Here is a 12,821-nt window from a genome sequence, read left to right as displayed (position 1 = left end):
GGTGCTGACTCAGCCGGTGGAAGTGGCGCTACGCTCCGCGATCAATGTCTCGGCGACCGCACTGGTCCGCTCTTCCTCGATCTGCACCGCACCGTGTTCACCGGTAATCGAGATCACCGTGGGGAAGATTCGGCGCACCAGGTCCGCGCCACCAGTCGCGGTATCGTCATCGGCCGCGTCATACAGCGCTTCTACGACGGTCCGCAGCGCGGCCTCCTCGTCAGCCGCGGGGTCGTAGAGCTTCTTCAACGCGGACTTCGCGAACAGCGAACCCGACCCAATGGCGTGATAGCCGGCGTTTTCCTCGTAACGCCCGCCGGTCGCATCAAAGGTGACGATTCGCCCAGCCTTGGTCGGATCACTGGCTTCCTGGTCATAACCGACGAACAGCGGCAATACCGCCAGCCCGGCGAGGGCGGCGTCCAGGTTCGATCGCACCATCGCCGCCAGCTTGTTCGTCTTCCCATCCAGCGAGAGTGATACGCCTTCGATCTTCTCGTAATGCGCGAGTTCCACGCCGTACAGCCGGACGAGCTCGATCGCGATACCCGCGGTGCCGGCGATACCCACCGCGGAGTAATCGTCGGTGACGTAGACCTTCTCGATATCCCGTTGCGCGATCAGATTGCCGGCAGTCGCCCGGCGGTCGCCAGCGATGAGTACTCCGCCCGCGAAGGTCAACGCGACGATCGTGGTGCCATGCGGCAGCGCGAGGTCTTCCGCGGAACTACTTACCCGTCGCCCGGGTAGCAGTTCCGGTGCCTGCGAACGAAGAAACTCGGTGAACGACGACGTGCCCGGCGCGAAGTAGGCGGCCGGCAGGCGGCCACCGAACGGCGCGGACGATGACTGGCCAGCTGCGGTGTTGTCCATACGTGCCTGTGGTTCCTGTCCCAATCAACGAGTGATGGCTTGGCTGTTCCGGCGGGCAAGGGTAGTACGCCCCGCCGCGCGACTACTGGCCGCCTTTCTGCACATAGGCGCGCACGAAGTCCTCGGCGTTTTCCTCGAGCACGTCGTCGATCTCGTCCAGGATCGTGTCCACGTCCTCATCAAGCTTCTCGCGGCGTTCCTGCCCCGCGGGGCCACCGTCGGAGAACTCCTCGTCCTCGTCTCCGCCACCATGCTTCTGGACCTTGTCCTGAGCCATCATCGCCTCCCGGTGTGGCTCGTACTAACCCCGTCACGTCAACATTACCTAGTAGCACCGTCATCGTCGCTAGCCAACTCGCCCGGGATCGACCAGACAGCCGTGCCAGCGCGGCCAGCGACCCGCTGCTCAGTCTCGCTTGGTCAGGGCGTCGACAAGCTCTTCAGCCGTCTGCGCGGCGGTCAGCAGCTCGCCAACGTGCGCCTTCGTGCCCCGAAGCGGTTCCAGTGTCGGAATCCGCACCAACGATTCCCTGCCGACATCGAAGATCACCGAATCCCACGATGCGGCCGCGATCGCCTCCGGGTAGCGCTCAAGGCAGCGACCGCGGAAATACGCCCTGGTGTCATCCGGTGGCGTGGTCATCGCCTGCTGCACTTGTTCCTCGCTCACCAAGCGGCGCATCGACCCGCGCGCGACCAACCGGTTGTACAGGCCCTTGTCCAAGCGCACATCCGAATACTGCAGGTCGATCATGTGCAGCCGGGGTGAAGCCCAGCCAAGGCCGTCACGTGCCCGGTAGCCCTCGAGCAACCGCAACTTCGCGGGCCAGTCCAGCCGATCCGCGCATTCATCCGGGTCCCTGGCTAGCGCGTCGAGTACCTCGCCCCACAGCCGCAGAACCTCGCGCGAGTCATGATCGAGCTCATGCTGCTCGGCGTACTCACTCGCCAACTCGTGGTAGGCGAACTGCAGGTCCAGACCGGTGAACTTGCGACCACTGGCCAATTCGACGGTGGCCTTCAACGTGGGGTCGTGGCTGATCGTGTGCACCGCGCGCACCGGCTCGGCCAGCTTCAGATGATCGAACCGCACCCCCGCTTCGATCATCTCGATCACCAGCGCGGTACTGCCGATCTTCAGGTAGGTCGAGTACTCGGCGAGGTTCGCGTCCCCGATGATCACATGCAACCGGCGGTACTTGTCCGCATCCGCATGCGGCTCATCACGGGTGTTGATGATCCCGCGCTTGAGCGTGGTCTCCAGCCCGACCTCGACCTCGACGTAGTCGGCCCGCTGGGTCAGCTGGAAGCCAGCGTCATCTCCGGTCGCGCCAAGACCCACCCGGCCCGAACCGCACACCACCTGTCGGGACACGAAGAACGGCGTCAGTCCGGCAATCGCCGCGGTGAACGGGGTCGCCCTACTCATCAGGTAGTTCTCGTGCGTGCCGTAGCTCGCGCCCTTGCCATCCACGTTGTTCTTGTACAGCTGCAGACGTGGCTGACCGGGCACCGTGGCCGCCTTGAGCGCGGCCTCCTCCATGACGCGTTCGCCAGCCTTGTCCCACAGCACCGCGTCCCGCGCGTTGGTGACCTCCGGCGCGGAGTACTCGGGATGCGCGTGGTCAACGTATAGCCGGGCACCATTTGTCAGGATCACATTCGCCGCGCCGAGGTCTTCCACCTCCGGGTCCTGAGGCTGGTTGCCCGGGCCAGCCAGGTCAAAGCCGCGCGCGTCACGCAATGGTGATTCGACCTCATAATCCCAGCGCGCTCGACGGGCTCGCGGAATATCCGCGGCAGCCGCATACGCGAGTACTACTTGTGTCGAGGTCAGTACCGGATTGGCGGTGGGGTCGCCCGGCACCGCGATGCCGTACTCCACCTCGGTTCCCATGATCCGCCGCATACTCGAAGCCTACGGCCTCGGCTGCCGTCTTCGCCGCCGGCGTGACAGGATCGTCGAGTGACCGGTGGTGACGAGCTCGTAGCGCGGTACGACGAAAACGGCGACGTCATCGGTTCGGCCCAGCGCAGCGCGGTACGTGCCGAGGGGCTGTGGCACGCGAGCAGTGGGATACTCGTCCGCTCCGGCGACGGCGAGCGGGTCTACGTCCATCTGCGCAGCGCAAGCAAGGATGTCTTCCCGAGCATGTATGACTGCTGGGCGGGCGGCGTCGTCGCGGCGGGCGAGACACCAGAACAGGCGGCCTATCGCGAACTCGCCGAGGAACTGGGCGTTTCGGGCACAGTTCTACGCCATCTGTTCACCGACGTTTACGACCAGCCACCGGTACGCGTACATGCGTATTGCTTCGAAGCGCGCTGGGACGGCCCCATCGTGCACCAGGAAGCCGAGATCGTCGCCGGCGAATGGCTACCGGTCACCGAACTACGTGCTCGGTTGACCGGCGAATGGCCGTTTGTGCCCGATGGGCGCCAGTTCGCCCTCCGGTGGCTGGACCTAACCAGCAGCTGAGCTCCCAGTCCCCGAGCTAGGTCAGCCCGGCTCGCCGCGACGCAGCGCCTCGGCCGTCACAGGCGCGAGCCGCAGCACGGCTTCGGCTGCCCGTTCCTCAGTGGTGCCATAGACCGCGATGGCCGCCAACCGCTGACCATCGGCCAACAGTGCGGCACACGTTGGCTCCGGCTCGGCAACACACCAGCCTCCGCCCTGCGCGGCGGCTGGCGCCAATACGGCAGCCAGATCCAGTGGTCGAGTACCGCAGTCCCTGGCTTGTTCCGCAAGGCGAACTGCCTCACCAGCCGGATACCCGGTCACGACCTGCTGTAGCCGAGACCCCGTTGGATACCGCCAGTACGTGCCCTCCTCGGCCAGCGCCGGCTGAGCCGGACTCACGCAGTCCTGAATCGCGGCGACCGGTTCGGTATCCGCAGGGTCCGGAGCTACCTCCTCGTCGGCCACGTCAGCAGCCGTGAACAGGGCAGATCCGACCTCAGCAGCCGGCTGCCGCTCGGGGTCGCCGGCGTTGCTCGGCGGCGCCGGTTCAGGCGCCAGACGTGTCGTCGACGTGGCGGCGCCGGATTCGCCGCCATCCACAGCGGACCGCAGTTCCCGTGGCTGGTCCGCGCATGCGGTAAGGGTGATCATGCCGACTACCGCCAGGCTCGCGGCAACCCGCTCGACAGACACGAGGCGCACTAGGTTTCCTTCCCCAGTCCGGAATGACCGCTCGGCAACGGCCGGGCACACGCCGCAACCTACTGCATCGGTTTCAGCGCGTAACCGACTCCCACATCCGAGGGAGAAGTCCGCCCCAGGACACCGATCGTGTCTCTGGAGTCGTTGCATGTTTCTGGTGGTGACGCGTGTGGTCGACGTGACGAGGCGAGGGGTCCACACAAAGCCCGGCCGTATAGGTCGTTATACGCCAGTCGAGGCGTCGTGGCCGCGAGCACGAATCAGTTCGAGAAACTCGTCCGAGGTCAACGCCTCGCGGTGCAGTTTTTCCAGGCGCGCGGCCGGCGACCGAACGTAGCCTTTGCCAAATACCGTGGCCACCTGGCGCAGGCTCGCACCTGCCTCGCGGGCGGCCATGAGAGCCCAGTCGGAGGCGTTCGCGCACGCCGTCGCCGCAGCACGCAGTTCACCCAGAACTCTGATCAGCTCATCCGCGGATACCTCGCCAGCCCGGGCAAGTTCGGCCATCTCCCCCAGCCATTCCGTCATCTCCCGCGCGGTTACCGGCACCCGGGGATGCGTGGCGAACGCCTCGCCATCCTGTTCATGATCACTCACGCTTCGCAGGATAAGGCGTTATACACCGACCGGCACACATATGGGCGCACGGCGTGCCGTGCGCCCATATGTCGTTCGCTCTAGAGGTACTGGCCGGTGTTCGTTGCCGTGTCGATCGCCCTTCCGGAATCCTGGTTCTTGCCTGTCACCAGGGTGCGGATGTAGACGATCCGCTCCCCCTTCTTGCCGGAGATACGCGCCCAATCGTCCGGGTTGGTCGTATTGGGCAGATCCTCGTTCTCGGCGAACTCGTCCACGATCGCATCCAGCAGGTGCTGCACCCGCAAGCCTGGTTGCTTCGTGTCCAGGACCGACTTGATCGCGGCCTTCTTCGACCGGTCCACGATGTTCTGGATCATCGCACCCGAGTTGAAGTCCCGGAAGTACAGCACTTCCTTGTCTCCATTCGCGTACGTGACCTCGAGGAACCGGTTCTCGTCACTCTCCGCGTACATGCGTTCAACGGTGTGCTGAATCATCGCGTCGATGCATGCCTTGCCATCGCCGCCGAACTCGCTCAGATCGTCGGCGTGGATTGGCAAATTCGTGGTCAGATACTTGGAGAAGATGTCCTTCGCCGCTTCGGCGTCCGGCCGCTCGATCTTGATCTTGACGTCCAGCCGGCCAGGACGCAGGATCGCCGGATCGATCATGTCCTCCCGGTTGGAGGCGCCGATCACGATCACGTTCTCCAAGCCCTCGACACCGTCGATCTCCGAAAGCAACTGCGGCACGATCGTGGTTTCCACGTCCGAGGACACACCGCTGCCGCGAGTGCGGAAGATGGAGTCCATCTCGTCGAAGAAGACGATCACCGGCGTACCTTCCGAAGCCTTTTCCCTGGCCCGCTGGAAGATCAGCCGGATATGCCGCTCGGTTTCCCCAACGAACTTGTTCAGCAGCTCAGGGCCCTTGATGTTGAGGAAGTACGACTTCGCATGCGAGTCATCGTCGCCCCGCGCGGCCGTCACCTGCTTGGCCAGTGAGTTCGCCACCGCCTTCGCGATCAGTGTTTTACCGCAGCCAGGCGGGCCGTACAGCAATACACCCTTCGGCGGCCGCAACTCGTACTGGTTGAACAGATCCGCGTGCAGGAATGGCAGTTCAACCGCGTCCCTGATCTGCTCGATCTGCCGGAACAACCCGCCGATGTCCTCGTAGCGGACGTCCGGAACCTCTTCGAGTACGAGGTCTTCTACCTCAGCCTTGGGTACCCGCTCGTAGGCGTAACCAGCCTTGCTGTCCACGAGCAACGAATCGCCGGACTTGAGCGGGTTGGCGCTGTCGTCAACGAGCGGGTCCGCAAGCCAGACGATCCGCTCCTCATCCGCGTGCCCTACGACCAGCGCCCTGGACTGCTCATGCGACCCGGCTGGCGCAAGCACCTCGCGTAGCGCGCAGACCTCACCAGTGCGCTCGAAGTCACCGGCTTCCACCACGGTCAGGGCTTCATTGAGCCGCAGCGATTGACCGCGACGCAATGACTCGATTTCCACGTTGGGAGATACCGCGACGCGCATCCGCCGGCCCGAGGTGTACACGTCGATCGTGCCGTCCTCGTACGCTCGCACGAACACGCCATAACCACTCGGCGGCTGCGCTAACCGGTCGACCTCCTCGCGAAGCGCGAGCAGCTGACTGCGCGCCTCCCGGAGTGTTTCGACCAACTTGTTGTTCCGCTCGGTGAGCTGACTTACCCGCTCCGAGGCCTCCGCGAGCCGTTGCTCGAGTAGCCGATTGTGCCGAGGCGACTCATTGAGCTTGCTCCGTAGGAGGGCAATCTCCTCTTCCAGGTAACGAACCTGTGCTTGCCGATCGCCTTCGTCGGCTGCCCGCTGGGCCGCGGCGTGGTAATCCGAACGACCGTCATCCGAGCGATCGGGTGTCGCGCTGGCTTCCGGCTGGCCCTCGGCCGACCGGTCCGAATAGTTCATAGGGTTGGGGTCGATGTAATCGGGGTCGGATCCTTCCGGCCGACTTCCGGGGCGGTCGTGCTGCATGTCGGCACCTCCTCCCGTGCGTCCTGCTCCCAACGGTACCGGCGATCACCGTCAAGCAAAGGGATTGTCCGCATTGCAGGACGTGTCGTCACAGCCAATTTACGACGCGGAGATCGCGGATTCGGTCAAGTCGCTGTCAGGTGGAACCGAGCACCAGCTACCGTGCGTCAAGTAAGTAGCCCCACAAATCCGGCCAAACGTGTCGGGGAACTCAAGCGCCACCCGGCTGGCGCTGAAAGAGGAGAACGTAATGTCCCAACCGCCGCAGCAGCCTGGTCCATTCGGGCAGCCTGGACCACAGGGCCCCCCGCCCGGTCCATATGGTGGACAGCCAGGTGGCGGCTTCCCACCTAGTGGGCCGCAGCCCCAGCCCGGTTACGGTCCTCCGCCACCGGGAGCGCCCGGTGGACCACCACCAGGAGCACCCGGCTTCGGTGGTCCACCCGGACCCGGTGGACCCGGCGGTCCCGGGGGACCTGGCGGCCCCGGTGGCACCTTCCCCGGCGGTCCGCCGCCGGATGGCGGGTTTCCGCCACCGCCGCAGGGTCGCAAGAAGAGCCCCCTGCCCTGGATTCTCACCGGTGCGGCCGTGCTGGTCGCCGCCGGTATCGCGGTCACGCTGATCCTCGTGCTCGGCGGTGGCGGCGCTCAGGCAACCGCGGAGAAGGTTGTCGCCGCGATCAACGACAAGGACGCAAAGGCCGCGGCCGAACTCGAGTGCGGCGATAACTCCGACGGCAGCATGCTGGCCGTTCCACCGGAACTCGAGAATGCCCAAATCGACGCAAGCCTCGAAAGTGATGCCGAGGAAAACGGCGACACGGCCACCGCGACCATTTCGGTCAAAGTCAGCATGCAGGGCCAAGAGCTGGAACTCAAGGGACCTATGACCTTCAAGAACGAAGGCGGCGACTGGTGCGCCTCGAACTTCGAGCCTGAGCAACCAAACATGTAGCGCGTTGCTCGACGCGAATTGATTGTGGCCTCGGCGTTGATCCGCCGGGGCCACAGTTGTATCCGAGCCCGGACGCCGGAACGACGCCTCAGCCGATGAACGCTATGTCTTAGTTGTCCAGTTTAGCCACGACTTGGCCGGCGCTGCACTCGGGGCGGAGTCACCCCGTCCGCCAATCGTCGGGCGACCAGCAGGAACGCCGTATGCGCGACCATGCGGTGTTCTGGCCGCACCGCCAGCCCGACCGCGTGCCACGGTCGCAGTAGCGTCTCCCAGGACTGTGGCTCGGTCCAGAACTGCTGTTCGCGCAGCGCCTCAGTCACCCTGGACAGCTGTGTCGTGGTCGCCACGTAGACGACCAGCACGCCACCGGGAATCAGCTGCTTAGCCACGGTCGGCAGCGCCTCCCACGGCGCGAGCATGTCGAGTACGACCCGGTCCACTTCGCCACGATGCTCCGCGACGTCAGCCACGACCAACGACCAGTTCTCCGGTGCGGCACCAAAGAACCGCGTGACGTTTCGCTCGGCGTGTTCGGCGTGATCCTCCCGCGCTTCGTAAGAGGTCACACTGCCTTGCGAGCCCACGGCACGAAGCAGCGAACATGACAACGCGCCCGAACCCGCACCGGCTTCCAGTACCCGCGCGCCGGGGAAGATATCGCCCCACATCAGGATCTGCGCGGCGTCCTTCGGGTAGATGACCTGCGCACCGCGCGGCATGGACAGCACGTAGTCGGCAAGCAACGGGCGCATCGCCAGGTACGCGGTGCCGCCCGCCGAGGTGACGACCGATCCCTCCGGGCTACCCAACACGTCGTCGTGCGCCAGCGCGCCACGATGCGTGTGGTATTCCCCGCCTTCACTCAGCACTATCGTGTAGTGGCGCCCTTTTGGATCGGTCAGCTGTACCCGATCACCGACCTGAAACGGCCCACTCGCCCTGCCCACGCGCGCCACTACCTCCTGTGCGGATACCCGAAATCGCCGCATGATGATCGCAGACCCCTGCGCACCGGTGACGGGTGGGCAACGCGCCACGTCCGCCTTGGTTAACGGTGCCCGGAACGCAAGGCGGCACGCAGGTCCTCCCTGCGGAGCACTCCGGCTGGGCGACCGTTCTCGTCGACGACCAGGAACTGCCAGGCAGCCACTTCCTGCACGCGTTCGACCACGTCCTCGCCGGACTCCGAATCGAGCAGCACGGTTTCCGGCCGGATCGCCTCGGCGGCCTGCTCGGCCGGCGCGAGCGGGGATACCTCGGCCAATCGCTCGGCTCTGGCCTGATCAAGCAGCCCGGCGGCCACGCCGTCTGCCCGAACCAGCACCACTCCCCTACCCGCCGAGGCACTCAGCGCGTCCGCGACCGGACTTTCCGCCGGCAACTGCAACACGGGACGCACCACGTCGCCCACTCGTAGGTTGTCCGACACTCCCCTGCGCTGCTCCGCGCTCAACTCACCGCTCGCGCCCATCACCACGAACCACGCCGTGAGCACGCATACCCCAAGCCGTAGCCACCGGTCCGGGCTGCCCGTGGCTACCCCCCAGAGCGCCCAGCCAAGCAGCACAACCGCGACCGCGGCACCGCCAACCACGGCCGCCCTGGTGCCCTGGGCACGCTTACCGGTCAACGCCCAGACCCCGGCACGCAACAGCCGTCCGCCGTCCAGCGGCAGCCCCGGCAGCATGTTGAATACCGTGACCGCGATATTGGCGACCGCGAACTCGAGTACCAGCAGCCACAGCGCGCCTTCCAGCGGCACGATCAACAGCAGTCCGGTACCAATGGCGGCCAGCACCGCCGAAACCGCTGGGCCGGCGACCGCGACCAGACCCTCGTGTCCGGGGCGCTTGGGTGTCCGGCCGATCTCCGCGATGCCGCCGAGCAGGAACAACCGCAATCGGCGCACCGGCAGCCCGAGGCGCAGCGCGACCACGCAGTGGCCCAGTTCGTGGGCGAGTACCGACAGGCCGAGCAGCACCGCGAAGGTGGCCGAGAGGGTCCAGGACAGCGTCGAACTGGCCTCCGGCAGCAGCCGGCCGACCAGCGGCGCGTAGAGCACGGTGACGACGAGTGACCCGATCCACCAGGATGGCGCGAGCAACACCGGCACGCCGCTCACCCGGAACAGCAGCAACCCGCCGTCCAGTCCGGATTGACGTCGTCCAATCCTGATGGTCGTCACGGCCAATCAGCGTAGGGCTTGTCGTGTGGGAATGCCGTGACATATTCGGCGGGACCTCGCACTACTGGGTGTCCCCACCGGGCAGCGCTGCGCTGTCAGTGGCCTAGCATAGGGTGCCGGCCATGCAGGACACGACGAGTCAACTGGACGCCGCTACGGCGAACACGGCTCCAGACGAGGTACGCCGCCCGGCGCTCTCCCCGTCCAGGGCGAGCGATTTCAAACAGTGTCCACTGCTGTACCGATTCCGCGCCGTGGACCGGTTACCGGAGCAACCAACTAAGGCGCAGGTGCGCGGCATTCTGGTGCATTCGGTGCTCGAGCAGCTGTTCGCGCTGCCCACGGCCGAGCGCGGTCCGGAACGAGCGCGCGCGTTGCTCGGACCGACCTGGCAGCGTCTGTCGGCCGAACATGCGGATTGGCTGGAGCTCTTTGCCGGAGCAAACGACGAGCCCACTGCTACGGAAAGCTGGCTGGCCAGTGCGGAAGCGTTGATCGATGGCTATTTCGAACTGGAAGACCCAACCAGGATCGAGCCCGAGGCATGCGAACTCAGGGTAGAAGCCGAACTGGCTTCCGGGATGCTGCTACGCGGCTATATCGACCGGCTCGATGTCGCCCCAACCGGCGAGATCCGGGTGGTCGACTACAAATCCGGTGCGGCGCCGAGGGAAATCGGCGAGGCCAAGGCAATGTTCCAGATGAAGTTCTACGCCGTCGTGTTGTGGCGGCTTCGCGGCGAAGTGCCGCGTCAGCTACGGCTGATGTATCTCTCGGACAAGCAGGCACTCGCCTACGCTCCCGATGAAGCTGAACTGCGCCGGTTCGAACGAACCCTGGAAGCGATCTGGGACGCGATCCTGCGAGCGGGAAAGTCCGGAGACTTTCGGCCCAGCCCGAGCAAACTGTGCAACTACTGCGATCACAAGGCGCGGTGCCCCGCGTTCGGCGGGGTCCCCCCGGAGTACCCCGGGTGGCCAGAGCCCAATCCCGGCGACGAGTCCGCGCTGGACCGGGCAGACTGAGCCGCGATGGAACCGATAACCCCCATGACCCCCGACGGGCCCGCTGACCAGTCTGCCTTCTTCGAGCCACGTGGCGATGACTGGTTCGCCGCCACGCCACATACGGCAGGCCCATGGTCAGTGGGCCACCAACATCTCGGTCCGCCCTCGGCACTGCTCGCCAGAGCGCTGGAGCACTGTCCCGCGGATCGGGAGATGCAGCTGTCCCGGATCACGATCGAGATCCTCGGGCCGGTGCCGGTTGCGCCGCTGCACGTGCGTGCGCAGATCGCGCGCCCGGGGAAGTCGGTCGAGCAGCTCACCGCGAGCCTGGAGTCCGAGCGTGGTGTGGTGGCCACGGCCAGCGCTTGGCGGATGCTGAGCGGGGACACGACCGCTCAGCTGGCTGGCGCGGTCGAACCCCTCACGCCCTCAGCCGAGTTCGGCCAGCAGCTCCCACGGCCAGCCGGCTGGCTCGGTGGGTATCTCGACGCGATGGAATGGCGCAGCATCGATGGCGCACTGGATGTTCCCGGACCGGCCAAGATCTGGCTACGGCAGCGGGTGCCCTTGGTGACCGGCGAGCAGCCCAGTGGGCTGCAGCGGCTACTCGCCGTCGCCGACTCCGGCAACGGCGCGTCCAGCCGACTGAAACCCACCGAGTGGTACTTCATCAATACCGAGTTGACCGTGCACATCCAGCGCGAACCCACCGGGGAGTGGATCGGGCTGGACGCGAACACGATCATCGGGCCGAACGGTGTGGGTACCGCCGTTTCGGTGCTACACGACCACCACGGGCAAGTCGCCAATGGCGCGCAGAGCTTGCTGATTCGCCCCCGCTAGCCCAACGGGACGGTTCACAGGCGGCAGGAACGAATATCCGAAGCGAGCACCGCGCGGGCGCCGATCGCCGCGAGTTCGTCCATCGTGTGGTTCACGTCCTTGCGCGGCACCATCGCTCGCACCGCCACCCACTCCGGATCCGCAAGCGGCGCGACCGTCGGCGATTCCAACCCTGGGGTGATCGCCGTCGCGGCCGCCAACAGCGTTTTCGGGCAGTCGTAGTCGAGCATCATGTAGTGCTGCGCGAACACGACGCCCTGAAGCCTGGCCGTCAACTGTGCCTTGGCCGCGGTTTCCGCGGCGCCGTCCTGGTCGAGCAACACCGCCTCGGAAACACAGATCGGCTCGCCAAACGGCGCCAGCCCGTGCTGGCGAAGGGTTCGCCCGGACCCGACCACATCCGCGATCGCGTCCGCCACATCAAGCTGTACCGAGATCTCCACGGCGCCGTCCAACCGGATCACCTCGGCCGAGACCCCGTGTTGGGCGAGGTCGTCCTTGACGAGCCGGGGATACGACGTGGCAAGTCGCTTGCCGGCAAGATCCTGGACGGTCCATTCCCGGTCAAGCGGCGCCGCGTAGCGGAAGGTCGAACCGCCGAAACCGAGGGCGAGGCGTTCCCGCGCTGGGGCACCCGAATCCCTGGCGAGATCTCGCCCGGTGATCCCCAGATCTACGTCGCCCGCGCCGACGTAGATCGCGATGTCCTTGGGGCGTAGGAAGAAGAACTCGACCTCGTTCGTCGGATCCAGCACGGTCAACTCGCGCGTTTCATGTCGCTGTCGATAACCGGCTTCCCGCAACATTTCCGAGGTGGGCCCGGCCAGTGCGCCCTTGTTCGGCACCGCGACACGCAGCATGTGCTGTTTCTCCTGATTCGCCTTACAGATATCGGTAGACGTCCGTGGTGTCCAGCCCGCGACCGAGCATGAGCACCTGCACGCGATAGAGCAGCTGGGAGATCTCCTCGGCCAGCCGGTCATCGGATTCGTGCTCGGCGGCGATCCATACCTCGCCGGCTTCCTCGAGCACCTTCTTGCCCTGGGCGTGCACCCCGGATTCCAGCGCGGCAACCGTGCCGGAGCCTTCCGGTCGCTGCTCAGCGCGGTCCCGCAACTCGGCGAACAACTCGTCGAACGTCTTCACGAGCAACGATCCTTGCATCCCGGCAGATGCCGCCGCCGATGGCCCCGCT

The 12,821-nt window shown here is 65.8% G+C and carries 14 protein-coding genes; 4 read left to right on the top strand and 10 right to left on the bottom strand.

The window, feature by feature from the left end:
* Positions 1–9: 9 nt before the first annotated feature.
* The 3 genes from prcB to dop all read right to left on the bottom strand — a co-directional run bounded on the left by prcB (position 10) and on the right by dop (position 2,782).
* Positions 10–873 (bottom strand): proteasome subunit beta, encoded by an 864-nt coding sequence (gene prcB / locus EV191_RS17260; RefSeq protein ID WP_132878115.1) that lies wholly within the window; start codon positions 871–873, stop codon positions 10–12.
* Between the two features lie 82 nt (positions 874–955).
* Positions 956–1,150 (bottom strand): ubiquitin-like protein Pup, encoded by a 195-nt coding sequence (locus EV191_RS17255; protein WP_132878114.1) that lies wholly within the window; start codon positions 1,148–1,150, stop codon positions 956–958.
* A gap of 129 nt (positions 1,151–1,279) precedes the next feature.
* Positions 1,280–2,782, bottom strand: coding sequence for a depupylase/deamidase Dop (gene dop / locus EV191_RS17250; RefSeq protein WP_132878113.1), 1,503 nt, complete (start codon positions 2,780–2,782; stop codon positions 1,280–1,282).
* A 57-nt stretch (positions 2,783–2,839) separates the two neighbouring features.
* Here dop and EV191_RS17245 point away from each other — a divergent pair, with 57 nt between their 5' ends.
* Complete coding sequence (locus EV191_RS17245; RefSeq protein ID WP_132878112.1) at positions 2,840–3,352, top strand: NUDIX hydrolase; 513 nt, start codon at positions 2,840–2,842, stop codon at positions 3,350–3,352.
* Between the two features lie 21 nt (positions 3,353–3,373).
* Here EV191_RS17245 and EV191_RS17240 read toward each other — a convergent pair whose 3' ends face one another.
* The 3 genes from EV191_RS17240 to arc form a co-directional block, all read right to left on the bottom strand.
* Entirely contained in the window at positions 3,374–4,036 is a 663-nt protein-coding gene (locus EV191_RS17240; RefSeq protein WP_132878111.1) for a hypothetical protein, read from the bottom strand.
* Between the two features lie 222 nt (positions 4,037–4,258).
* A complete protein-coding gene (locus tag EV191_RS17235; protein WP_243659036.1) occupies positions 4,259–4,564 on the bottom strand; it encodes a hypothetical protein in 306 nt (101 codons plus the stop codon).
* Between the two features lie 149 nt (positions 4,565–4,713).
* Positions 4,714–6,633 carry a proteasome ATPase gene (arc, locus tag EV191_RS17230; protein ID WP_424565476.1) on the bottom strand — a complete coding sequence of 640 codons (1,920 nt, stop codon included), beginning with the start codon at positions 6,631–6,633 and terminating at the stop codon, positions 4,714–4,716.
* Positions 6,634–7,222: 589 nt separating this feature from the next.
* Between arc and EV191_RS17220 the strand changes: the two genes are divergently transcribed.
* On the top strand, positions 7,223–7,588 hold the full coding sequence (locus tag EV191_RS17220) for a hypothetical protein (protein ID WP_132878107.1): 366 nt from the start codon (positions 7,223–7,225) through the stop codon (positions 7,586–7,588).
* A gap of 122 nt (positions 7,589–7,710) precedes the next feature.
* On the opposite strand, the gene EV191_RS17215 is transcribed toward EV191_RS17220, so the two are convergent.
* Together EV191_RS17215 and EV191_RS17210 are read right to left on the bottom strand one after the other, a co-directional pair.
* Positions 7,711–8,580 carry a tRNA (adenine-N1)-methyltransferase gene (locus EV191_RS17215; RefSeq protein ID WP_132878106.1) on the bottom strand — a complete coding sequence of 290 codons (870 nt, stop codon included), beginning with the start codon at positions 8,578–8,580 and terminating at the stop codon, positions 7,711–7,713.
* 59 nt (positions 8,581–8,639) lie between these two features.
* Positions 8,640–9,776, bottom strand: a complete 1,137-nt coding sequence (locus tag EV191_RS17210) for a site-2 protease family protein (RefSeq protein ID WP_424565475.1) — start codon at positions 9,774–9,776, stop codon at positions 8,640–8,642.
* Between the two features lie 122 nt (positions 9,777–9,898).
* Here EV191_RS17210 and EV191_RS17205 point away from each other — a divergent pair, with 122 nt between their 5' ends.
* A complete protein-coding gene (locus EV191_RS17205; protein WP_132878104.1) occupies positions 9,899–10,801 on the top strand; it encodes a RecB family exonuclease in 903 nt (300 codons plus the stop codon).
* A 24-nt stretch (positions 10,802–10,825) separates the two neighbouring features.
* Complete coding sequence (locus EV191_RS17200; RefSeq protein WP_132878103.1) at positions 10,826–11,626, top strand: thioesterase family protein; 801 nt, start codon at positions 10,826–10,828, stop codon at positions 11,624–11,626.
* A 14-nt stretch (positions 11,627–11,640) separates the two neighbouring features.
* Here EV191_RS17200 and hisG read toward each other — a convergent pair whose 3' ends face one another.
* On the bottom strand, positions 11,641–12,486 hold the full coding sequence (gene hisG / locus EV191_RS17195; protein ID WP_132878102.1) for an ATP phosphoribosyltransferase: 846 nt from the start codon (positions 12,484–12,486) through the stop codon (positions 11,641–11,643).
* Between the two features lie 22 nt (positions 12,487–12,508).
* A complete protein-coding gene (locus EV191_RS17190; RefSeq protein WP_132878101.1) occupies positions 12,509–12,772 on the bottom strand; it encodes a phosphoribosyl-ATP diphosphatase in 264 nt (87 codons plus the stop codon).
* Positions 12,773–12,821: the final 49 nt, after the last annotated feature.

Origin of the sequence: Tamaricihabitans halophyticus (assembly GCF_004340875.1) — a bacterium.
In the GTDB taxonomy this organism is placed as follows: Bacteria; Actinomycetota; Actinomycetes; order Mycobacteriales; family Pseudonocardiaceae; genus Tamaricihabitans; species Tamaricihabitans halophyticus.
This window is presented reverse-complemented; position numbering and strand designations above follow the sequence as displayed.

Bases quoted from the DNA above. Each gene is read 5' to 3' on its own strand.
- EV191_RS17235 (WP_243659036.1), bottom strand. From the start codon at position 4,564: ATGACGGAATGGCTGGGGGAGATGGCCGAACTTGCCCGGGCTGGCGAG.
- prcB (WP_132878115.1), bottom strand. From the start codon at position 873: ATGGACAACACCGCAGCTGGCCAGTCATCGTCCGCGCCGTTCGGTGGC.
- EV191_RS17215 (WP_132878106.1), bottom strand. From the start codon at position 8,580: ATGCGGCGATTTCGGGTATCCGCACAGGAGGTAGTGGCGCGCGTGGGC.
- arc (WP_424565476.1), bottom strand. From the start codon at position 6,633: ATGCAGCACGACCGCCCCGGAAGTCGGCCGGAAGGATCCGACCCCGAT.
- EV191_RS17255 (WP_132878114.1), bottom strand. From the start codon at position 1,150: ATGGCTCAGGACAAGGTCCAGAAGCATGGTGGCGGAGACGAGGACGAG.
- dop (WP_132878113.1), bottom strand. From the start codon at position 2,782: ATGCGGCGGATCATGGGAACCGAGGTGGAGTACGGCATCGCGGTGCCG.
- hisG (WP_132878102.1), bottom strand. From the start codon at position 12,486: ATGCTGCGTGTCGCGGTGCCGAACAAGGGCGCACTGGCCGGGCCCACC.
- EV191_RS17205 (WP_132878104.1), top strand. From the start codon at position 9,899: ATGCAGGACACGACGAGTCAACTGGACGCCGCTACGGCGAACACGGCT.
- EV191_RS17200 (WP_132878103.1), top strand. From the start codon at position 10,826: ATGACCCCCGACGGGCCCGCTGACCAGTCTGCCTTCTTCGAGCCACGT.